The organism is Hymenobacter persicinus, from assembly GCF_004167665.1.
Taxonomy (GTDB): domain Bacteria; phylum Bacteroidota; class Bacteroidia; order Cytophagales; family Hymenobacteraceae; genus Hymenobacter; species Hymenobacter persicinus.
Genome location: NZ_SEWE01000026.1, coordinates 53,841 through 74,959, shown reverse-complemented (window position 1 = coordinate 74,959; position 21,119 = coordinate 53,841). Strand labels below are relative to the sequence as shown.

Below are 21,119 nucleotides of genomic sequence, written 5' to 3'. Positions count from 1 at the left end.
GGAAGAACTGGTTGAGTTCCAGGATATTATCCAGGACAAACTCACCGCTGCCCGGAAGGAAGTTGCCTTTATCAAGGAAACTCTGAGCCGCCGCAACGATTCGGGCACCGACAATACTGCATCCTCATCGAAGGTGCTGGAAGATGGTGCCGACACTGCCGAAAAAGAAAGCCTGAACCAGCTGGCCTCCCGCCAGATGAAGTTCATCCAGCAGCTCGAAAATGCGCTTATCCGCATCAAAAACGGTACGTATGGCGTGTGCATCGGGACGGGTAAGCTGATTTCGAAGGAGCGCCTGCGCGCCGTGCCGCATACGCAGCACTCCATCGAAGCCAAGATGGCCCGCCGCGACTAGTCGCGCTTCTGCTACTACATGCTGCCCGGACTAGTACCGGCTCGTTTGGGCCGCGTTGCTGGTCCGGGCACTGTTTTCTGGGGTAATGCGTTAGTCCTGCTCCAGTTTCTGAACCAGATCATTTTCTCATTTGTACCGTAGCGATACGGCACGCTTTACTTGCAACTATGAGCAAGAAACATTTCTCCGGCGACAAGCCGGAACGCCGCCGCGACGCTGATTCGCGTCCGTACGGCAACTCCGGCAATGCCAAAGGCACCGGCAAATTCTCGCCCCGCCCCGCGGAAGGCAGCACCGGCAGCCGCTTCGGCAAGGATAATGCCCGCGGCTTTTCCTCGCGCCCTTCCTTCGACCGGCCCGCTAGTCGCCCCAACGAAGGTGGCGGGTTCGGTGGACCGAAGAAGTTTGGCGCCCAGGGGGGCTTCAACCGCACCGAGGGCTCCGGCGGCCGTGGGGGCTTTGCGCCCCGCCGCGACAACGATGACGCGCGCCGGCCATTCAACCGCGAAGGCGGTAACGACCGGCCTTCGTTCGGTGGCCGCGATGGTGGCAACCGCCCCGCTCGTCCGTTCAACCGCGACCAGGACAGCCGCCCGCCACGCTCCTTCGACCGGGACGCTCCGCGCCGCTTTGAAAGTCGCGGTGACGACCGTCGGAGCAGCTACGGTGACCGGGACCGGGAGGCGCGCGACGAGCGGCCCGCCCGCCCGTACGAGCCCAAGGCCAACTGGCCCGGCCAACCATATCGGCAGGAGGGCCTGCCCGCCGTGCCCCGGGGTGAGCGGGGTGAGCGTAACCGCAAGTTCAAAAAGGCTAACCCTTTTGAGCAGGAAGCCGGCAACAGCCAGCCGATGCCGAGCACGCCGCCGGCCGAAAGCTTTGATCGGGATAATGACACGGGCCCGAACCGCGCCATCCGGCCGGCCCGCCCGTTTGATTTCCGCAAGCCCCCGGAAGAATTTACCCGCGACAACGACCGCCGCGAATCGACTGACCGCCCCGAGCGGACCGAGCGCCGCGACAGCAGCTACGGAGCCCGCAGCTTGGGGGAACGGCCGAGCTTCGGCAACAAGCCCAGCGCTGACCGGGGCACGTATGCCGACCGCAACGCCGCGCCGCGCCGCTTCGAGGACAAGGACAAGCGCGACGATGCCAAGCCTTTCGGGGAGCGGAATTCGCGCATCAGCCCCAGCTCCGACAAACGCTTTGCCACTTCCAACCGGGCCGACAAGCCCAAGCGGGGCGAGGTGGAGGGCGAAGCACCGTCGTACAACAATCTGCGACATTACGAGGAAGACAAAACCCGCGGCAACAAGCGTCGGCGCGAGGAAGAGAAGTCGGACTCGGTACGCCTGAACCGCTACATTGCCAACGCGGGCATCTGCTCCCGCCGCGACGCCGATGAGCTCATTGCCGCCGGCGAAATCAAGGTAAACGGGCAGGTGGTAACCGAAATGGGATACCAGGTGCAGCCAACTGACACGGTGCAGTACGGCAAAACCAACCTGAACCGGCAGAAGCAGGTGTACGTGCTGCTCAACAAGCCCAAGGACTTCATCACGACTACCGAAGACCCCGAGGGCCGCAAAACGGTAATGGACCTCGTGGCCACCGCGTCGCGGGAGCGGATCTTCCCCGTGGGACGCCTCGACCGCAACACGACGGGTCTGCTGCTGTTCACCAACGACGGTGAGGTAGCGCAGAAGCTTTCCCACCCCTCGCACAAAAACAAGAAGATCTATCAGGCCGAGCTCAACAAGCCCCTGACCGAAGACCACCTGCGTCAGATTTCGGAAGGGTTGGAGCTGGAAGACGGCAAAGCTGACGTGGATGACGTGGCCATCGTGGCCGGCAACGCTCACTTCGTGGGCATCGAGCTGCACTTGGGCCGCAACCGGATTGTGCGCCGCATCTTTGAACACCTCGGCTACGAGGTGGTGGCCCTGGACCGCGTGCAGTACGCGGGCCTGACCAAGAAGGACCTGCCCCGCGGCAAGTGGCGCTTCCTGACCGAGAAAGAAGTTATCCGGCTGAAGTATTTCATGTAAACAAGCAACCTGCTGCCCGGTGGCCGACTCCTACGAGTGGGCGGCTGGGCAGCAGGTCTGTTTTAGGGCCCGGCTGGTCGGCATCACATTTCCTTTTTTCATGCGTACCCTCGTCTTCGATATTGGTAATACGGCCGTCAAGTACGGCTGCTTCGAAGAGGATGGGCTGCTGGAAGCGGGGGCGGGCCTCACCCCGGAACAGGTGTCCGCCACCGTGGCCCGGCTCCGGCCCGACCACGTGCTGGTAGCATCGGTGGCCGCGGCGGCCGCGCAGTGGACCACTCCGCTAAGGCCGCTGGTGACGGGCCGGGTGCTGGAGTTTGCTCCCGCCACCACCGCGCTGCCCATTCAGAATGCCTACGCCACGCCCCACACCCTGGGTGCCGACCGGCTGGCCGCCGCCGTGGGGGCCGCCTGGCTGCGCCCGGCCGGCGACACGCTGATTGTGGACGCCGGCACGGCCATCAAGTGCGACTGGGTGGAAGGGGGGCATACGTTTCGGGGCGGCAGCATCGCGCCGGGGCTGCGGATGCGCTTCGAAGCCCTGCACCAGTTTACGGGCCGGCTGCCGCTGGTGGAAATGCCCGCCGACGGGCAGGCCCCGCTGGCGCTGACCGGCGACGACACCCAGTCGGCCATTCGCAGCGGCGTGCTCAATGGCGCCGTGGCGGAAGTCAACGGCCTGATTGAGCAGTACCGGGCATTTAGCCCCCAGTTGGCCGTGGTGCTGGCCGGCGGCGACGCCCGCTTTTTTCAACCCCGGCTGAAAGGCCATATCTTTGTCATTCCGGAGCTCGTGCTACTCGGGCTTCACCGAATACTGGTGCACAATGTTGAAAACTAAATTTGCTGGCCTCGCGGGGCTGACGCTGCTGAGCCTGTTGGCCGCACCACGTACGCAGGGGCAGGGCCTCGGCAACTCGCCCTACTCCCGGGTTGGCTTCGGTGACTTCACGGGCAACGTGGGCGGCGTCCGGCAGCAGGGCATGGGCGGCGTCGGCTTGGCTGCGCCCAACACCGTGAACGTGAACGAGCTGAACCCGGCCATGCTGGCCTACGTAACGCGCACGACGTACGAGGCGGGCTTCAGCGCCCTGTTCCGGCGCCTGCACACGGTCAGCCAGTCAAACCGGTCGGGGAGTGCCTCGCTGAGCTACTTGGCCCTGGCCGTGCCGCTGTCCAAGAACTGGGGCGCGGCCGCCGGCCTGAAGCCCTACACGTCCGTCGACTACGAGGCCAACACGGTTAAGACCATTGCCACCGACCCCAACAAGGCCAGCGTGCTGACCCAGGAGCGGGGCAAAGGCGGCCTGTCGGAGGCGTATCTGTCGCAGGGCTACCGCATCGGGAAGAACTTCTCCCTGGGCGCCACCGCTTCCTACGTGTTCGGCAGCATCGACCTGTCGACGGGCACGTCAGTATTTACCAGTGCTGACTTAGCTACAGACATCACCAAGGTGGTGCGGCTGGAGCACCTGCACTACTCCGACTTCGCCTTCCGCGGCGCGGCCCACTACCGCGGCAAGATCAACGACAAGCTCAACTACAACCTGGCGGGCGTGTATAGCTTCCAGACCGATCTGAGCGGCACGCGCAGCCTCACCCAGCGGCGCGAAACGGCCAACGGCTTCGAGATTGAGCGCTTCGACGAGTTTGTTGACCGCAAGGGCAAGGCCATTGTACCCGCCCTGACCCAACTTGGCGTCAGCTTCGACAACAACAAGAGCTGGAGCGTGAACGTGGACGCAGCCCACCAGCAGTGGTCGAAATACCAGCCCTTCACCAATTCGAGCGCCACGACGACGGCCACGCTGAAAAACACCGTCCGCATCGGCGTCGGCGGCGAGTACACCCCGGATGCTTCCTCGGTGGATAACTACTTCAAGCGGGTGTCGTACCGCGTGGGGCTGACGGCGGCTCAGATGCCCTACCAGCCCAACGGCCAGACCCTGTACGACCGGGCCGTGAGCTGGGGCTTCTCGTTTCCGCTGCCCACGGCCACGCCCCTCGATGCCACTGTGCTCAGCTTGGCCTTCACCTACGGGCAGCGCGGCAACCTCGACTCGTATACCAACACGGCCGAAGCCCGCACCGTCAACAACGTGAAGGACGACTACCTGAAGATGCAGCTGGGCGTGACGCTGAACAACCGCTGGTTTATCAAACGCCGCATTGAGTAACCTTGCCTGCGCCGTCATGAAGCTGCCTTCTCTTTTCCGCTGCTCGTCGCTGCTGGCTTTAGTGCTGGCCGCCGGCCTGAACACGGGCTGCGAGAAGAAAGACGCGGGCTCCAACAAGAAGGTGGTCTACACCGGTCCCACGGTGGAAGTGACCAACGTGCTGACCCTGGTCAGTGACTCGGCCAAGCTGCAGGTGCGCCTGACGGCCCCGCTGGAGCAGACCTTCGAAACCGGGGACCAGATCTACCCCAAGGGCGTGAAGGTGATTTTTTACGGCAACGGCGGCCGCACCATCGTCAACACGCTCAGCGGCAAGTACGGCAAGTTCGAGAAGAACAAGAACCTCTACACCGTGCGCGGCGACGTGCGGGTGCGCAACGAGGAAAAGCAGCAGAAAATGAACACCGAGGAAGTGTTCTACGACAAGGCTAAGGCTCAGATTTACACCAAGCCCGAGATGTTCGTGAAGGTGGAAACGCTGACCGAAATCCTGACCGGCTACGGCCTGACGGCCAACCAGGACTTCTCGCGCTACCGGATTATGAAGCCGGAGGGCATTTTCACCGTCGACCAGTCGAAAACCACTCAGCCCTAACGGCCCCTGCACATGAAACGATTCTGGGCCCCGGGCATGGGCCGCACCATTCTGTTTGCGGTGAGCGTGGTCACGTTCGTTATCGGCGTCTACCAGACCATCGTCGAGAACAACCCCAAGGAGCCGATAGAAAGCCTGCAGCGGAACTACTTCATATTCATGATTTCGCTGGCCTGCACCATGTGGTACCGCTACCTCAAGCAGCGCGACCAGGAAAAGGCTGCGGCCGTACCGCCGCCAGCTCCGCCGAAGTCAGCGGCCGGGAAAACGGTTAAAATCCCGGCCCGCCCCAAGCGCCGAAACTAGCTTTCTTCCTGAAACTTGCGCGCCCGGACCCCCCTCCGGGCGCGGTTGTATCCGGTCGGCTTTGAATGTCCGGGGGATTCTGGTTATTTTGCGGCTCTTTCTACTTTTCTTACCGCGCTTTTTTTCAAGTAAATGGCATTAATTAACACGATTCGGGAAAAATCGAGCTGGGCCGTTGGCATCGTCGCCATTGGACTGCTGCTTTTTATCGTCGGAGGCGACCTGATCGGCGGCAAAAACCGTCTCTTCAACCGCAATGAAAACGTCGTGGGCGAAGTCGCCGGCGAGAAAGTAGAATACAACGATTTCCAAAATGCCGTCGAGCAGGCCAAGCAGAGCTTTATTCAGCAGCAGGGCCGCCAGCCCGACGAGCAGACCATGGGCTACCTGCGCGACCAAGCCTGGAACCAGACCATTTACCGTATTGCCTTCCAGCAGGAGTTTGACAAGTTGGGCCTGAAGGTTTCGGACGACGAGCTGACCGACATGGTGCAGGGCAAAAACATTCACCCCAGCATCCGCCAGGCTTTCACCGACCCCAAGACCGGCCAGTTTGACCGCGCCAAGGTGATTGAGTACCTGCGCAACCTCGACAAGCTGCCCCCCCAAGCTCAGGATGCCTTCCGCACTTTCGAAGCCAACCTCGGCCCAGAGCGCCTGGCCAACAAGTACAACAACCTGATCAAGATGTCGACCTACGTGACGACGGCTGAAGCCAAGCAGTTTGGCGAGATGCAGAACACGAAGGCCAACTTCCGCTACCTGTTCGTGCCTTACTTCTCCATCTCCGACTCGGCGGTAAAAGTGAGCAACGAGCAGCTTCAGGCCTACCTCGACAAGAACAAGGGCCGCTACAAAGTGGAAGAAGGCCGCAGCATCGAGTACGTGACCATCCCGGTTTCGCCTTCGTCGGAAGACAGCGCTAGCGTCCGCAAAACCGTGGATGAGCTGGCGGCCCAGTTCCGCACCGCTCCCAGCGACTCGCTGTTCGTGAAGCTCAACTCCGACCAGCCTTATAGCTCCGCTTACGTGTCGCCGGCCGACATGCCCGAGAAGCTCCGCAGCCAGCAGCCGCTGAAAGTAGGCCAGGTATATGGCCCCTACGCCGAGAATGGCGTGTACTCCATCTTCAAGGTAACGGGTCAGAAAGCCGGCACCCAGGCTTCGGCCCGCGCCAGCCACATTCTGATCAAGCCTGAAGGCACCACACCCGAGGCGGATGCCGCCGCCAAAGCCAAGGCTCAGGACATCCTGAACAAAATCAAAGCCGGCGCCGACTTCGCCGCCATGGCCCGCCAGTTCGGTACCGACGGCACCAAGGACCAGGGCGGTGACCTGGGCTGGTTCACCCAGGGCCGCATGGTGCCTGAGTTCGAGAAGGCCGTATTCGGCGCTACCTCGGCCGGCCTGCTGCCCACGCTGACCAAGACCTCGTTCGGCTACCACATCATCAAAATCACGGCGCCGAAAACCACCCAGACATACCAGATTGCCGCCGTGCAGAAGAGCATCGTACCTTCCGACGCTACCCGCGAAGCCGCGTACGCCAAAGCCCAGGAGCTGAAAGGCCAGGCTACGGATCTGGAGTCGTTCCGTCAGCTGACGGCCAAGGACAAGACCCTGCAGAAGCAGGAAGCCAAAGGCCTCGGCCGCGGCGACCGGGCCGTGAACAACCTGCAGAACGCCCGCGAACTGGTGCGTTGGGCCTACGGTGCCGGCCAGGGTGGCAAAACCACCAAGGTGGGTGACGTCTCCGACGTGTTTGAAATCAACGACCAGTACGTCATTGCCGCCCTCACCGGCGAGCGGGCCAAGGGCGTTGCCGACGTGGCCAGCCTGAAGCCCGAGCTGACGGCCGCCGTCCGCAACGAGGAGAAGGCCAAGCAGATCATGGGCAAGCTGGAAGGCACGAAAGGCTCGCTGGAGCAGATTGCCGCCGCTTACGGCCCCACGGCCCAGGTGAAGTCGGCCACGGACGCCGTGCTCGGTACGGGCGTTATTCAGGGCTTGGGCGGTGAGCCCGTAGCTCTGGGCAAAGTGTTCGGCCTGAAGCCCGGTCAGAAGTCGGCCCCGATTCAGGGTGAGCAGGGCGTGCTGATTGTCGAAGCCGGCAGCATCGTGCCCGCCACGGCTCCGCAAGACGTGAAGGCCCTGCGTCAGCAGCTCACGGCTCAGCGTTCTGCCCGCGTTGATGGTGCCACGTACGAGGCCGTAAAGGCCCGCGCCGAAATCAAGGACAACCGCACCAAGTTCTTCTAAGCCGCCCGGCTTAGACCAGCAAAAAGGGCTGTACCTTCGGGTGCAGCCCTTTTTGTTTGCGGCCGTGTTTGGAGCGTAGCTCCGCTGGCCGCGGTGCCGGCCGTTCAACTCACCGGGCTGGAATGAAACCGGGCCGCCGCTGGTTTACCTTACCGCAACCTTTCACCGGACTTCCTCCGCTATGCGTCCGTTCCTTCCGACTCGTTTTCGCAATTACCGTTTGGCCCTGCTGCTGAGCTGCGGCCTGCTGGGCGCCGCGCCGTTGGCTTACGCCCAGGATGAGGGTGGGGGCCTGGCCCTAGCCCACGAGTACGCTCGCAAAGGCGAGAATGAGAAGGCGGCCTTTCTGTTTGCGCGCCTGCGCGCCGACGAGCAGGTGGCCGCCAACGTGCTGCCCGACTACCTGGCCGTGCTCCAGAACCTGAAGCGCTACAAGGACGCCGAGAAGCTGGTGAAAAAGGGCATTCGCCAGCACCCCGAGGACGTGGGCTACGGCGTGGCGCTGGGCAGCCTCTACGCCGCCAGCGGTGACCAGGCCGCGGCTGACAAGCAGTTTGAGCGGGTGGTGGCCCAGACCAACAATGAGCAGGTGGTAGCCGTGGCCACCGAGTTCGGGAAGCGTAAGCTGCCCGAGTGGGCCGAGAAAACCTACCTGCGCGGCCGGGAGCTGGCCAAGTCCGAAACCGAGTTTGCGCCCCAGTTGATTCAGCTCTACACCCAGGACGGGCAAACCGACAAGGTGATGGCCGAAACCCTGCGCCTGGTGCAGCAGGACGAGCAGCAGCTGCCCTTCGTACGCAACATGCTGCAGAACAGCCTGCGCGAGGACAAGGACTTCGACGCCCTGGAGCGTATTCTGATTACGAACGTGCAGAAATATCCCGAGCGGCCCGTCAACAGTGAGCTGCTGCTCTGGCTGCAGGTGCAGCGCCGGGACTTCGGTGGGGCCCTGGTGCAGGCCAAGGCCCTGGACCGCCGCAGCCGCACCGAGGGTATGCGCGTGATGGAGCTGGCCGCCATTGCCCAGCGCAACAAAGACTACGAAAGCGCCATCAGCGGCTACGAGTACGTAATTCAGCAGTACCGCGGCGGGCAGTTTTACGCCGTGGCCCGGCAGCGGCTGGTGCAAACTCGGGAGGAGCAGGTGCGCAACACCTACCCCGTGGACCCGGCCAAAATCCGGGGGCTGATAACCGAGTACCAAACCGTGCTGACCGAGCTGGGCAAAACGCCCGAAACGGCCGGGATGCTGCGCAACATGGCCGCGCTGTACGCCTTTCAGCTCGATGAGAAGGAAAAGGCCATGGCCCTGCTCCAGGAAGTTATTGCCCTGCCCCGGGCCAGCCTCGACGTGGTCGACGACGCCAAAATCAACCTGGCCGACATCTACGTGCTGCGCAACGAGCCCTGGGAGGCCACGCTGCTGTATTCGCAGGTGGAAAAGTCGCACAAGGACTCGCCGGTAGGCTACGAGGCCAAGCTGCGCAATGCCCGGCTGAGCTACTACGCCGGCGACTTCAAGCTGGCCAAAAGCCACCTCGACATTCTGAAGGAAGCTACTAGCCGCGAAATTGCCAACGACGCCATGCAGCTCAGCCTGCTCATCACCGACAACACCGCCATGGACACGTCCGGCGTGGCCCTGCGCGACTACTCCAAGGTGGAGCTGCTCGTGTTCCAGAACCGCCTGCCCGAAGCCGTGAAGGGCCTCGATGAGCTCTTGCGCAAGTACCCCGGCCACGCCTTGTCCGACGACGCGTGGTACCTGAAGGCTCAGCTTCAGCGCCGTATGGGCAACTACCAGGACGCGCTGGCTACGCTCCAGCGCATCACGGCCAACCCCAAGTACGACGTACTCAGCGACGACGCGCTGTTTCTGAGCGCCAGCATCACCGAGGAAAACCTCCAGGACCGCGAAAAGGCCAAGGAACTCTACAACCAGGTGCTGACCAAGTATCCCGGCAGCATCTACGTGGCCGAAGCCCGCAAGCGCTTCCGCAAGCTCCGCGGCGACGCAGTGAACTAGGCAGCCCGCCGCTCATGCTGAGCAAGGTGCCGGAGGCCAGTGCTGCCGCTTAGCCGAAGAAAAGGAACATCAGCCCCAGCGCTACAAAAAACACCAGATACATCAGTCCATCGGTGAGAATATACTGTTTGTATTGCCGGTAAAATGCGCGTAGCTTGTTCATAGAGACTTACGAAAGAAAGCGGAACCCCAAAAGTACACATTCGGGCCCCCACCGGCCGGGGCAGCCGGCGCGGACGCGGTTTTCTTCTTACTTTTGGAGGTATTGCCTAGATAGGGTATCCCGCCGAGATTATGGAAAAACGATGGATTCGCAAGCCCGCGCCCGACGCGGAGAAAGTGCGCCACTTAGCCAGTGCGCTGCGCGTGAATGAAGCCATTGTGGCCCTGCTCTGCCAACGCGGCGTGTGCACCTACGACGAGGCCTACGCCTACTTCCGCCCGGCCCTGACCACCCTGCCCGACCCGCTGCTGATGCGCGACATGGACCGTGCCGTGCAGCGCCTCGTGCGCGCCCTGCACGAGGGCGAAAAAGTGCTGGTCTTCGGCGACTACGACGTGGACGGCACCACCTCCGTAGCCCTGGTGTACTCTTATCTGCTGCCCCTGTTCGGGCCCGAGCGCATCGATTACTACATTCCGGACCGCTACAAGGAAGGCTACGGCATCTCGGAAGCCGGCATCGACTTCGCGGCTGACAACGGCTACGCGCTGATTATTGCCCTCGACTGCGGGGTGAAGTCAGTCGATAAGATAGCCTACGCCAACACCCGCGGTGTCGACTTCATTATCTGCGACCACCACTTGCCCGGTGCCGAGCTGCCCGCGGCCGTGGCCGTGCTCGACCCCAAGCGCGCCGACTGTGAGTATCCGTTCAAGGAGCTTTCCGGCTGCGGGGTGGGCTTCAAGCTGATGCAGGCGTTGAGCGACAACCAGGGCCTCGATGAAACGCCCCTGCACGAGATGTTCGACTTGCTGGCCGTCAGCATCGCCGCCGATATCGTGCCCATCGTGGGTGAAAACCGGACCCTGGCCTACCACGGCCTACGCCTGCTCAATGATCCTCACCACGCCCAGCGCCCCGGCCTCGACGCGTTGCGCGAGCTGGCCGGCCTGGGTGCGGGCCTGTTGAACATCAGCAGCCTCGTGTTCGGCTTCTCGCCCCGCATTAATGCCGCCGGCCGCATGGGCGACGCTAAGCGCTCCGTGGCTATGCTGCTGGCCGCTACGAAGGAGGAAGCCACCGAAAAAACCGGGGTAGTCGACAAAACCAACCAGGAGCGCCGCGGCTTCGACACCAGCATCACCAAGGAGGCGCTAGAAATGATTGAGCAGGACAGCACCCACCGCACAGCTCACTCCACCGTGCTCTACAAGGAAGACTGGCACAAGGGCGTGGTAGGCATCGTGGCCTCGCGCTGCCTCGACAAGTACTACCGCCCCACCATCATCCTGACCCAGAGCAACGGCAAGGCTACCGGTTCGGCCCGCTCGGTGGTGGGCTTCGACGTGCACCAGGCCATTGAGGAGTGCGCCGACCTGCTCGACCAATACGGGGGCCACATGTACGCCGCCGGCCTGACGCTGCCCATCGAAAACGTGGACAAGTTCCGGGCGAAGTTTGAGAGCATCGTGGCCGGCCGCATTTTGCCCGAGCAGATGATTCCGCCGGTGGAAATCGACATGGTGCTGCCCCTGAGCGAGATTACGCCGAGCTTCTATAAGCTGCTCCAGCAGATGGAGCCCTTCGGCCCCGGCAACCCCAACCCGGTGTTCGAGTCGGAGCGGGTATATGCGGCCACCAACTCGGCCCGCATTGTGGGCAACTCCCACCTCAAGCTGGCTCTCACCCAGGACGGGCAGCACACGGTCGACGCCATTGGCTTTGGGCTGGGCGAGTACCACGAGCGGATTCTGCAGGGTGCGCCCTTCAATGTGTGCTACACCATCGAAATCAACGAGTACCGGGGTGTGAAAAACCTGCAGCTGCGGGTGAAGGACATCCGGTGGGTGGAGTAGGGGAGAGGTAATTCTAGTAACGCGAGCATGAAAATGCTTCTCACTATTGCTGCCTGCTTTTTGCCATCGGCAACATGGGCCCAGAGTGTTGATAATGGCAACCTGAAACCCCGGTCGGCCGAACTAGCTCCCCGGCAGAGCATCGAGCAGGTGTTAGCGGGCTCAATCAATCCGCGGGTGCTTGAACTGGCCACCAGAACGGTTCTGTATCGGCAGCTAGGTGATACTGTGGGCAACCGGTATGCCCGGCAGCTGCGTCCGGGTGATTGTGTCGTTGTTCGGAAAACCCTTCCTCATTGGTTTGCGGTATGCCGGGCCACCGGACCTACCCAATTTTCCAATGATACTGCCACTTACTACATGCCCAAGACTGGGACAAAAGGGGCGAAAACATTTGTTCTGCTATAGGAAGCTCCCTATTTAAAACTAAAAAAAGTCCCTAACCACCTGGCCAGGGTCTTTCTGCTTTCAAGCGCGCCGTCTATGCCGGTAATACATCATGCCACACCGTGATCTGGACGGTGCAGTTCCGGTAGACTGCCAGTGAAAGAAAGAGCTGGTTTGTCCGGCCGCCCCGCCCACCATACCCAGGCCATGAGCACCAGTTGCAGGGGCAGCCGCAGCCACAGCGCCCAAAGCGGTACCGCAAAGCCCGCGCCGTGGGCTTGCAGCATGTACACGTTGGCCGGAAATACGGCAACCAGCAGCGCTATTAGGCCCCAACTGGCCCAGCGGCGGATGGCGGCCCCCAGCAAGCCCAGCCCGCCGGCAACTTCGGCCGCGCCGCTCAGGTACACCAGCAGCATCGGGGCCGGCAGATACGGGGGCACGATGCGGGCAAACTGTTTGGCGAAGAGAAAATGCAGGACGCCGACGCCGATGAAGGCCAAGGCCAGAGCATAGGAGCTGATATGTTTGAAACGACGCATAGGGAGCAGGGCAGAAGCACGGGCAAGCCACGCAGCCTGCCGGAGCTAACGTACGTCTGTCCGGTAGCCTTGGCGTAGCGCGTCCGGCCACAAATCTGCTCACCGGATGCCGCGCCGCCGCTGGGGTTGCGAAGCGCCCGTTTATGTCGACTTTTACCTGATGAAATTATCCGCTCTGGCCCTGGGCCTATCGTTATTCGTGGCCGCTCCGGCTCTGGCTCAGCAGCCCGCCGGCTACCAGATTGCTCTCGACCTGCAAAAAGTCAGCAACGACCAGGTGCGCGTGGTCATCAACACGCCGCCGGTGAAGGAAGCCAAGGCCACCTACGTGATGCCCTCGGTGGTGCCGGGCTCTTATTCGAAGAAAGACTACGGCCGCTTCGTGACGGGCTTTACGGCCTACGATAAGAAGGGCAAAAAGCTCAAGGTGACCAAGGACGGGGCCAACCTGTTTCTGATCGACAACGCCCCCAGCCTGGCCCGCCTCGAGTACAGCGTCGACGACACCTGGGACGTGAAGCAGGACGACGCCTTTATCTTCCAGCCCGGGGGCACCAACTTCGACGCCGGCAAAAACTTCGTGCTCAACCACTACGGCCTCTACGGCTACCTCGAAGGCTACAAGATGCAGCCCTACCAGGTCACGGTGACCAAGCCCGCCACCTTCTACGGGGCCACGTCCCTGGCCGCCCAGCACCCGGCGCCCACCCAGGACGTGTTTTCGGCCCCCAGCTACGTGGCGCTGGCCGACGCGCCCATCCTCTACAGCAAGCCCGACACGGCCAGCTTCAGCACGGGCGGCGCCCGGATTTCGGTGGCCGTCGTGTCGGAAACCGGGGCCGTGCAGGCCGCGCAGGTGCGCGAAATCATGCGGCCCATGGCCGAGGCTCTGACCAAGTACTTCGGACAGATGCCGGTGCCGGAATACCATTTCCTGATGTACTTTCCTTCCTTCGGCTCGGCCCTGGCCAGCGAGAAGGGCGGCTACGGGGCCATGGAGCACTCGTACTCCTCGCTCTACTTTCTGCCCGAGGTGCCCGACGCCGACCGGCTGCGCAGCATGGTGCAGGAAGTGGCCTCCCACGAGTTTCTGCACATGCTGGCGCCGCTGAACATTCACTCCCGCGAAATCGGCGAGTTCGACTTCCGCAACCCCCAGATGTCGCAGCACCTGTGGCTCTACGAGGGCGTCACGGAGTACATTGCCCAGCTCGTGCAGGTGCGCGGCGGCCTGACCTCGCCCGAGCAGTTTCAGCAGCGCATCAAGGAGAAAATCGACAAGGCCGACAAGTTTCCCACCATCTCGTTCACCGAAATGAGCCGCAAGATTCTGGAGCCGCCCTACAAGGACATGTACGACAACGTGTACGAGAAGGGCGCTTTGATCGGGCTGCTGCTCGATATCCGCATTCAGGAGCTCAGCCAGGGCCGCCAGAGTCTGCGCGACGTGCTGCTGGCCCTGCGCCAGAAGTACGGACCCACCCGCTCCTTCGAAGACAAAGACCTGATTCCGGAGGTCGTGGCCCTGACCAGCCCGGCTATCCAGCAGTTCTTCGACCAGTACGTCATCGGCAGCCAGCCCTTGCCCTACGCCGAGTATTTCGACAAAATCGGCTGGCGCTTCCAGGGCGAGGGCCAGAGCAAAATCAAAGCCTTCGGCAACCTGGGCTTCCGCTACGATACCGACAAAAAGCTGTTTCGCGCGGCCCAAACCAAGCCCGAGCAGAACGCCTTCGGCCTAAACGAGGGCGACGCCATCCTGGCCGTCAATGGCACGGCCCTGGACATGACCAACGCCGAAAAGCTGCTGCGCCCCCTGGTGGAACCAGCTTCTCTGGAACCCGTCACGGTGCGTTTTCAGAGCGGCACCGCGCCCGTTCAGGAAAAGAAAGCCACGCCCCGGGAATTCGATGTGACGCTCAAGAATGTGCTCGAAGTGAACCCGGCGGCCACGCCCGCCCAGCGCGCCCTGGGGGAGAAAGTGCTGGCCCCGCTGCGGTAAAAGCATCGGTTCGGGCCCGCTTCCCGTTCTAAGACCACCGGCCGCGGCCCCGGGCAACTCTGGGGGCTGCGGCCGGTTTTTATACCTTTGTGCCAATGATTCTTCGCGCTGAAAACCTGGTTAAGACGTACAAGTCCCGCACCGTCGTCAATAATATGTCGCTGTCGGTGGAGCAGGGCGAGATTGTGGGGCTCTTGGGGCCCAACGGCGCCGGCAAAACCACCTGCTTCTACATGACCGTGGGCATGGTGAAGCCCAATGGCGGCCGCGTCTTCCTCGACGACGAGGACATCACCAAGCTGCCCATCTACCAGCGGGCCCGGCGCGGCATTGGCTACCTGGCCCAGGAAGCCTCCGTATTCCGCGACCTGAGCGTGGAGGAAAATATTCTGGCCGTGCTCGAAATGACCAACCTGCCCAAGCAGGCCCAGCACGACAAGGTGGAAGAGCTGCTCCACGAGTTCAGTTTGACCCACGTGCGCAAAAACCTGGGCCGGGTGCTGTCGGGCGGGGAGCGGCGCCGCACCGAAATTGCCCGCGCCCTGGCCGTGGACCCCAAATTTGTGCTCCTGGATGAGCCCTTCGCCGGCGTCGACCCGATTGCCACCGAGGAAATTCAGGGCATCGTGGCCAAGCTCAAAAACAAAAACATCGGCATTCTTATCACCGACCACGACGTGAACTCCACCCTGAGCATCGTCGACCGCGCCTACCTGCTCTTCGAGGGCAAGCTGCTCAAGGCCGGCACGGCCGAGGAACTGGCGGCCGACGAAACCGTGCGCCGCGTGTACCTGGGCAAGAATTTCGAGCTGAAGCGCACAGTCTACTAGCGGTGATTGGCTCTATCCTGACCTGGGCCGTGCAGCGGCGCCTGACCAGCATCGACCATTTTCGCCAGCATCCGCACGAGGTGCAGCAGCGCGTGTTGCGGGACTTGCTGCTCAAGGCCCGCGACACGGAGTGGGGCCGCCGCTACGGCTTTGCCGATGCGCCCAGCCCCCGCGAGTTTGCCCAGCGCCTGCCCGTGAGAAGCTACGAGGAACTGTATCCGGCCCTGGAGCGGGTGCTGCGGGGCGAGGCCGACGTGCTCTGGCCCGGCCGGGTGCTCTGGTTTGCCAAGTCGTCGGGCACGACCAACGCCCGCAGCAAGTTCATTCCCGTCACCCACGACTCTCTGCACGACTGCCACTACCGCGCCGGCCGCGACATGACGGCCACGGCCACGCTGCTCTACCCCGAGTCACGGGTGCTGGATGGCAAAACCCTGTCGCTGGGTGGTACGCACGCCCCCAACCCGTTCCGCCCCGACGAAAAAGACTCTCGCGTCGGCGACGTGTCGGCCGTGATTATGCAGAACCTGCCGGGCTGGGCCGAGTACATCCGCACGCCCCCGCTGGAGTTGGCCCTGCTCGATGAGTGGGAAGAAAAGATTGAGCGCATTGCCCGCCACGTGCTCGACGTGAACGTGGCCGTGCTGGCGGGCGTACCAACCTGGATGATTGTGCTGCTGCGCCGCATCACGGAGCTGGCCGGCGTAGCCAATATCACCGAGGTATGGCCCAATCTGCGGCTGTTTCTGCACGGCGCAGTGGCTTTCGGTCCTTACCGGGAGCTGTTTCGCCAGCTGATTCCCAGCGCCCAGATGGGCTACCTGGAAATCTACAATGCCTCGGAAGGGTACTTGGCCTTCCAGGATCAGCCCGACTGCGAAGACCTGCTGCTGCTGCTCGACCACGGCATTTACTACGAGTTTATTCCCGCCGACCAGTTCGACGCCGAAAATCCGCGCACCCTGACCCTGGAAGAGGTGGAGCTGGGCAAAAGCTACGCCCTGGTGCTCAGTACCAACGCCGGGTTGTGGCGCTACAAAATCGGGGACACGGTGCGCTTCACCAGCTTGGCGCCCTACCGGATCCGCATCACCGGCCGGACCAAGCACTTTTTGAATGCCTTCGGGGAGGAAGTGGTCATCGAAAACGCCGATGCCGCCATTGCCGCCGCGTGCCGCGCCACCGGCAGCACCGTGCGCGACTTCACGGCGGCGCCCATTTACTTCGGGGTCGCACAGAATTCCCGGGGCGGCCACCAGTGGGCCATTGAGTTTATCCAGGCCCCGGCCGACCCGGCCCGCTTCACCCACGTCCTCGACCATACCCTGCGGGAGCTCAACTCCGACTACGATGCCAAGCGCCACCGCGACCTGGCCCTGGTAGCGCCGGTGCTGACGGTCGTTCCGGCGGGCACTTTCGCGCAGTGGCTGGCCCGCAAAGGCAAGCTCGGGGGACAGCATAAAATCCCGCGCCTGAGCAATTCCCGCGAGTTTCTGGAAGAAATACTGCTGCTTATCGAATAGCTGCCGAAGAAGTGGCGCGGTTGTCTGAGTTATAACTAATATCTTAGTTGAATAACCCTGGCTTCCGCTTCTCTCGCTGCTGCTCTATGGCTACCCGCTGCCGACCCGGTCTGTTTTTGCTGCTCCTGTTTATGCTGGTGCTGAGCAGCTGCACGACGAGCCGGGGCCCGGTCGGGTTCTGGTCTGAGCACCGCTACGACCAAAAGCTGCGACCCCACGGCCCCTGGCGGGCGTACTACCCGGGCCCACCCCGGCGCTTGGCCACCCGGGAGCGGTTTCGGCACGGCCGCGCGGTGGGCAAGGCCCGGTTTTATGGCCCCACGGGCACTCTGGAACGCACGGAGCAGCACTTCCGCGACTCAGCGGGCTTGCTGGCCATTACCTATTTTCATCCCAATGGGCGCGTGTGGCGACGTGGCCGGGCCCGCATTGTGGCCGAACCGGATGGGGCTCATTTTTACTGGTTCGGGCCGTGGCCGGTGTACTCTACCGCCGGTGAACTTCGTAAAACGGAATTTTACGAGGCCGGCAATCTAGTGCGGGCCGTAAATCCGTAGGTGTCAGGAAGCTGCCCTAGCCGTAATAAAATCAGGTTTCTGTACTTTTCTTTGGAAAATCAGGAATATAAAGGCGGTTCGTGAATTGGGAAATACCTATATTGTGTGCTTGTTAAAGCTCTCGCCCTGCCCGTGCCACCTGCTGCTTCCTCCCACCGCCCGTATTCGTCGCGCCGCAAGCGCCGCCGTTCTTCCTCGACTTCGCCTAAGCTCAGCTCCAACTTCACGATGGGCCTGCTGGGGCTACTGCTCGTTGCCTTGGTGGTAAGTCTGGGCATTATTGCCTTCTCCATGAGCGGCAAGGAAGAGGAGGTCAGCTACGAAGCGGTTCAGCCCATGGCCGCGCCGCCCACGGCCCTCGCCGATTCTACGCCCCAGTAGTGGCTTGGCTGGCCGGTGCTAAGGGCGGCTTACTCGTCGAGCACGCCGCCAACCAGCCGGCCCAGCACGCTGCCACTTTCCTTACCGGCGTTGCTGCCGGTGGGCATCAGGGCCTGAATAAGCTTCTTGACGGGCATCGACTGGATCCAGACCCGGCCGCTCCCCTGCAGGGTGGCCAGCAGCAGTCCTTCTCCCCCGAATATCATTGATTTGAGTCCTCCGGCCCGGGCCACGCTGAAGCTCACGCTGGGCTCAAACGCCACGATGCAGCCCGTATCGACCCGCAGAATCTCGTTGTGCAGGCGCTTTTCGATGACGGTGCCCCCGGCGTGAATAAAGGCTTTGCCGTCGCCGGTGAGCTTTTCCAGGATGAAGCCTTCACCGCCAAAAATGCCAGCCCCGAAGCGCTGGTTGAAATGAATGCCAATTTTGGTGCCTCGGGCCGCGGCCAGGAACCCGTCTTTCTGCACAATCAGGCCCTGGGGCAGCGTACCCAGATCGAGCGGGATGATGGTGCCCGGATAAGGCGCCGAAAACGCCACCCGGCTTTTGGCAGTGTGGCCGCGGTGGGTGAAGTGGGTCATAAACAATGACTCCCCCGTGATAAGCCGGGTGCCGGCCGAGAAAAGCTTGCCCATCAGGCCCTGGTCGGGTTCCGAGCCGTCGCCCATCTTGGTTTCGAAGGCAATGCCTTCTTCCATGTACACCATGGCCCCGGCCTCCGCCACCACGGTTTCGTTCTGGTCGAGCTCCACTTCCAGAACCTGAATGTCGGAGCCAATGATGCGGTAGTCGATGTCGTGGGAGTGCATACAGGAGGGGCGAAGAAGTGAAAACCGGCCCCAAGTATAGCAAAACGGCGGTTGTCGGGCACGGCGGCCCGGCCAAAAAAAGAAGCCCTCCATTGCTGGAAGGCTTTCTATGCCTGGGGCCAGAGTACGGGCAAGCCAGCTTACTCTTCCGGCAGCGGCGACTTCAGTTCATCCTCCGCGGCTGAGTCGGCTTCGCCCTTGGGGCCTTTCTTGCGGGCTTCCTTGCTGGTCCGGCGCATGAAGTCCTCGTCCGTCTCTTCCGGCTCCGGCGCGCCGTCTTCGAGCGCAAATTCCTCGTCGTCTTTCTCGCCAAACTGCCCGTCCCGGTTCACGAGCTTCTTGTCGCGCACGTGGCGGTTGAGAAAGTGGTTGATGTCCTCGATTGAATAATTAGAGGTGATTTCCCCCAGGGGATTCACCTTGATTTCAAAGCCCTCCAATTCCTTGTGCACGCGGGCCTTCTTGTCGGGGTCAGTCTTTTTGGTCTTATTCACGGGTTTCTTAGCCATACAAGCGTCCGGTTAGGTGGTCGAAGCAGCGTGGCGCTCCGCGTGAAGCAGCGGCGCCGTGAATAGCTTACGGGACAACTCGGCCCACGGATGCACAAGGTTGCCTGAGCCGGTCGCCGCTCACCCACCGTCCACAGAAAAGCCGGCCGGAATATTTTTCCGACCGGCTTTCTGTAAAAGCACCTAAAAAAGCGGCTCGGCGCTAGGCGGGCAGCTTTTCGACGGCGGCCTGGATGCGCTGGGCCGTTTCTGCGGCGCCCAGGATGCTCATAATGTGCATCAGGTCGGGGCCAGCGGCGGCCCCCGTGACGGCTACGCGCAGGGCCTGCAGCACCTGACCTAGCTTCAGGCCCTGGCCTTCTACCACCTGGGTCAGCAGAGCCTTGATGCCGTCGGCCGAGGTATCGGCGGCAGTGGTCAGCTCCTGGGCGAAAGCGCCGAGGGCACTGGCTACCGGCGCGTTCCACTTCTTGCTGATTACCTGCTCGTCGTAGCTGGTGGGGCGGTGGAAGAACAGCTGGGCTTCCTTGGCCAGGTCGGCGGGGAAGGTAGCGCGCTCCTTCACCAAAGCCGCAATCTGCTCGGCCTTGTCGGCGGGCACGTCCTGCCCCTGGGTTTGGAGCTCCGCCACGAGGTACTGAGCCAGCTCGGCGTCGGGCTTGGCGCGCAGGTACTGCTCGTTGTACCAGCGCACCTTGTTCTGGTCGAAGCGGGCCGGCGACTTGCTCACCCGCTCGATGCTGAAGGCGTCAATCAGCTCCTGCATGGTAAAGAGTTCCTGCTGAGTGCCGGGGTTCCAGCCCAAGAAGGCTAGGAAGTTGATGAAGGCTTCGGGCAGGTAGCCACTTTCGCGGTAGCCGCTGCTCACCGTGGGCTGGCCGTCGGCATCGGTACCGTGGAACTCCAGCGGGAATACCGGGAAGCCAAGCTTGTCGCCATCGCGCTTGCTGAGCTTGCCGGTGCCGTCGGGCTTGAGCAGCAAGGGCAGGTGGGCAAACTGCGGCATGGTGTCTTCCCAGCCCAAATAGCGGTAGAGCAGCACGTGCAGGGGGGCCGAGGGCAGCCACTCTTCCCCGCGAATCACGTGGGTGATTTCCATCAGGTGGTCGTCCACGATGTTGGCCAAGTGATACGTCGGCATCCCATCCGACTTCATCAGCACCTTGTCGTCGACGGCCGAGGAGTGCACGACCACCCAGCCGCGAATCAGGTCGTTGAAGCGGATTTCCTCCTTGCGGGGCACTTTCAGGCGAATCACGTAGGGGGCGCCACTGTCGAGCAGCTGCTTCACCTCGTCCTCGGGCAGGGTGAGGGAGTTGCGCATCTGGGCCCGGGTGATGCTGTTGTATTGCGGATTGGGCACCTTGGCGGCCGTCAGGCGGGCGCGCATGGCATCCAACTCCTCGGGCGTGTCGAAGGCGTAGTAGGCGTGGCCGCTGTCGAGGAGCTGCTGGGCGTACTGCCGGTACATGGGCTTCCGCTCACTCTGCCGATACGGCGCGTGGGGGCCGCCCTGCTCGATTCCCTCGTCGATTTCGATACCGCACCAGCGCAGCGAGTCCATGATGTACTGCTCGGCGCCGGGCACGAAGCGGTTCTGGTCGGTGTCCTCGATGCGCAGCAGCATCTTGCCGCCCAGCTTGCGGGCCAGCAGGTAGTTATACAGCGCCGTGCGCACGCCGCCGATGTGCAGCGGCCCCGTGGGGCTGGGCGCAAAGCGCACCCGTACTTCTCTTTCCATAAAACAGTCGGTTCGCAGCATCTTTCGGGATAGAAAAACGCCGCGCA

Annotated in this window: 19 protein-coding genes; 15 read left to right on the top strand and 4 right to left on the bottom strand. The window is 62.4% G+C overall.

Annotated elements, in window-relative coordinates:
* The 10 genes from EWM57_RS13150 to EWM57_RS13105 all read left to right on the top strand — a co-directional run.
* A partial coding sequence (locus EWM57_RS13150; RefSeq protein WP_129921611.1) for a TraR/DksA family transcriptional regulator occupies positions 1-355 on the top strand: 355 nt, incomplete at its 5' end.
* 167 nt (positions 356-522) lie between these two features.
* The gene (locus EWM57_RS13145) at positions 523-2,403 is read left to right on the top strand and encodes a pseudouridine synthase (protein WP_129921610.1); all 1,881 of its coding nucleotides are present in this window, start codon (positions 523-525) and stop codon (positions 2,401-2,403) included.
* A 100-nt stretch (positions 2,404-2,503) separates the two neighbouring features.
* Positions 2,504-3,247, top strand: coding sequence for a type III pantothenate kinase (locus EWM57_RS13140; RefSeq protein WP_129921609.1), 744 nt, complete (start codon positions 2,504-2,506; stop codon positions 3,245-3,247).
* Positions 3,234-4,583, top strand: coding sequence for an outer membrane protein transport protein (locus EWM57_RS13135; protein WP_129921608.1), 1,350 nt, complete (start codon positions 3,234-3,236; stop codon positions 4,581-4,583). Before EWM57_RS13140 ends, EWM57_RS13135 begins: the two co-directional genes overlap by 14 nt.
* A gap of 16 nt (positions 4,584-4,599) precedes the next feature.
* Complete coding sequence (gene lptC / locus EWM57_RS13130) at positions 4,600-5,178, top strand: LPS export ABC transporter periplasmic protein LptC (RefSeq protein WP_129921607.1); 579 nt, start codon at positions 4,600-4,602, stop codon at positions 5,176-5,178.
* A gap of 12 nt (positions 5,179-5,190) precedes the next feature.
* Positions 5,191-5,484 (top strand): hypothetical protein, encoded by a 294-nt coding sequence (locus tag EWM57_RS13125; protein WP_129921606.1) that lies wholly within the window; start codon positions 5,191-5,193, stop codon positions 5,482-5,484.
* A gap of 132 nt (positions 5,485-5,616) precedes the next feature.
* Entirely contained in the window at positions 5,617-7,743 is a 2,127-nt protein-coding gene (locus tag EWM57_RS13120; protein ID WP_129921605.1) for a peptidylprolyl isomerase, read from the top strand.
* A 181-nt stretch (positions 7,744-7,924) separates the two neighbouring features.
* Entirely contained in the window at positions 7,925-9,769 is a 1,845-nt protein-coding gene (locus tag EWM57_RS13115) for a tetratricopeptide repeat protein (RefSeq protein ID WP_129921604.1), read from the top strand.
* Between the two features lie 294 nt (positions 9,770-10,063).
* Positions 10,064-11,788, top strand: coding sequence for a single-stranded-DNA-specific exonuclease RecJ (gene recJ / locus EWM57_RS13110; protein WP_207218315.1), 1,725 nt, complete (start codon positions 10,064-10,066; stop codon positions 11,786-11,788).
* Between the two features lie 27 nt (positions 11,789-11,815).
* A complete protein-coding gene (locus EWM57_RS13105; protein ID WP_129921602.1) occupies positions 11,816-12,196 on the top strand; it encodes a hypothetical protein in 381 nt (126 codons plus the stop codon).
* Between the two features lie 89 nt (positions 12,197-12,285).
* On the opposite strand, the gene EWM57_RS13100 is transcribed toward EWM57_RS13105, so the two are convergent.
* Positions 12,286-12,717, bottom strand: a complete 432-nt coding sequence (locus EWM57_RS13100; RefSeq protein WP_242510058.1) for a DoxX family protein — start codon at positions 12,715-12,717, stop codon at positions 12,286-12,288.
* A 160-nt stretch (positions 12,718-12,877) separates the two neighbouring features.
* Between EWM57_RS13100 and EWM57_RS13095 the strand changes: the two genes are divergently transcribed.
* The 5 genes from EWM57_RS13095 to EWM57_RS13075 all read left to right on the top strand — a co-directional run bounded on the left by EWM57_RS13095 (position 12,878) and on the right by EWM57_RS13075 (position 18,010).
* Positions 12,878-14,719: a M61 family metallopeptidase gene (locus tag EWM57_RS13095; protein ID WP_165370510.1), complete on the top strand. Its 1,842-nt coding sequence runs from the start codon at positions 12,878-12,880 to the stop codon at positions 14,717-14,719.
* Positions 14,720-14,814: 95 nt separating this feature from the next.
* Entirely contained in the window at positions 14,815-15,549 is a 735-nt protein-coding gene (gene lptB, locus EWM57_RS13090; protein WP_129921600.1) for an LPS export ABC transporter ATP-binding protein, read from the top strand.
* 2 nt (positions 15,550-15,551) lie between these two features.
* Positions 15,552-17,072, top strand: a complete 1,521-nt coding sequence (locus tag EWM57_RS13085; RefSeq protein ID WP_129921599.1) for a GH3 auxin-responsive promoter family protein — start codon at positions 15,552-15,554, stop codon at positions 17,070-17,072.
* Positions 17,073-17,158: 86 nt separating this feature from the next.
* Complete coding sequence (locus tag EWM57_RS13080; RefSeq protein WP_129921598.1) at positions 17,159-17,629, top strand: toxin-antitoxin system YwqK family antitoxin; 471 nt, start codon at positions 17,159-17,161, stop codon at positions 17,627-17,629.
* A gap of 105 nt (positions 17,630-17,734) precedes the next feature.
* Entirely contained in the window at positions 17,735-18,010 is a 276-nt protein-coding gene (locus EWM57_RS13075; protein WP_129921597.1) for a hypothetical protein, read from the top strand.
* Between the two features lie 29 nt (positions 18,011-18,039).
* Here EWM57_RS13075 and EWM57_RS13070 read toward each other — a convergent pair whose 3' ends face one another.
* From EWM57_RS13070 to gltX, 3 genes are all read right to left on the bottom strand, one after another.
* On the bottom strand, positions 18,040-18,822 hold the full coding sequence (locus EWM57_RS13070) for a TIGR00266 family protein (protein ID WP_129921596.1): 783 nt from the start codon (positions 18,820-18,822) through the stop codon (positions 18,040-18,042).
* Between the two features lie 140 nt (positions 18,823-18,962).
* Positions 18,963-19,331 (bottom strand): hypothetical protein, encoded by a 369-nt coding sequence (locus EWM57_RS13065; protein ID WP_129921595.1) that lies wholly within the window; start codon positions 19,329-19,331, stop codon positions 18,963-18,965.
* 202 nt (positions 19,332-19,533) lie between these two features.
* A complete protein-coding gene (gltX, locus tag EWM57_RS13060) occupies positions 19,534-21,072 on the bottom strand; it encodes a glutamate--tRNA ligase (protein WP_129921594.1) in 1,539 nt (512 codons plus the stop codon).
* Between the last annotated feature and the right edge of the window lie 47 nt (positions 21,073-21,119).

Coding starts and splice junctions, on each gene's coding strand:
- EWM57_RS13145 (WP_129921610.1), top strand. CDS start 523: ATGAGCAAGAAACATTTCTCCGGCGACAAGCCGGAACGCCGCCGCGAC.
- EWM57_RS13140 (WP_129921609.1), top strand. CDS start 2,504: ATGCGTACCCTCGTCTTCGATATTGGTAATACGGCCGTCAAGTACGGC.
- EWM57_RS13135 (WP_129921608.1), top strand. CDS start 3,234: ATGTTGAAAACTAAATTTGCTGGCCTCGCGGGGCTGACGCTGCTGAGC.
- lptC (WP_129921607.1), top strand. CDS start 4,600: ATGAAGCTGCCTTCTCTTTTCCGCTGCTCGTCGCTGCTGGCTTTAGTG.
- EWM57_RS13125 (WP_129921606.1), top strand. CDS start 5,191: ATGAAACGATTCTGGGCCCCGGGCATGGGCCGCACCATTCTGTTTGCG.
- EWM57_RS13120 (WP_129921605.1), top strand. CDS start 5,617: ATGGCATTAATTAACACGATTCGGGAAAAATCGAGCTGGGCCGTTGGC.
- EWM57_RS13115 (WP_129921604.1), top strand. CDS start 7,925: ATGCGTCCGTTCCTTCCGACTCGTTTTCGCAATTACCGTTTGGCCCTG.
- recJ (WP_207218315.1), top strand. CDS start 10,064: ATGGAAAAACGATGGATTCGCAAGCCCGCGCCCGACGCGGAGAAAGTG.
- EWM57_RS13105 (WP_129921602.1), top strand. CDS start 11,816: ATGAAAATGCTTCTCACTATTGCTGCCTGCTTTTTGCCATCGGCAACA.
- EWM57_RS13100 (WP_242510058.1), bottom strand. CDS start 12,717: ATGCGTCGTTTCAAACATATCAGCTCCTATGCTCTGGCCTTGGCCTTC.
- EWM57_RS13095 (WP_165370510.1), top strand. CDS start 12,878: ATGAAATTATCCGCTCTGGCCCTGGGCCTATCGTTATTCGTGGCCGCT.
- lptB (WP_129921600.1), top strand. CDS start 14,815: ATGATTCTTCGCGCTGAAAACCTGGTTAAGACGTACAAGTCCCGCACC.
- EWM57_RS13080 (WP_129921598.1), top strand. CDS start 17,159: ATGGCTACCCGCTGCCGACCCGGTCTGTTTTTGCTGCTCCTGTTTATG.
- EWM57_RS13070 (WP_129921596.1), bottom strand. CDS start 18,822: ATGCACTCCCACGACATCGACTACCGCATCATTGGCTCCGACATTCAG.
- EWM57_RS13065 (WP_129921595.1), bottom strand. CDS start 19,331: ATGGCTAAGAAACCCGTGAATAAGACCAAAAAGACTGACCCCGACAAG.
- gltX (WP_129921594.1), bottom strand. CDS start 21,072: ATGGAAAGAGAAGTACGGGTGCGCTTTGCGCCCAGCCCCACGGGGCCG.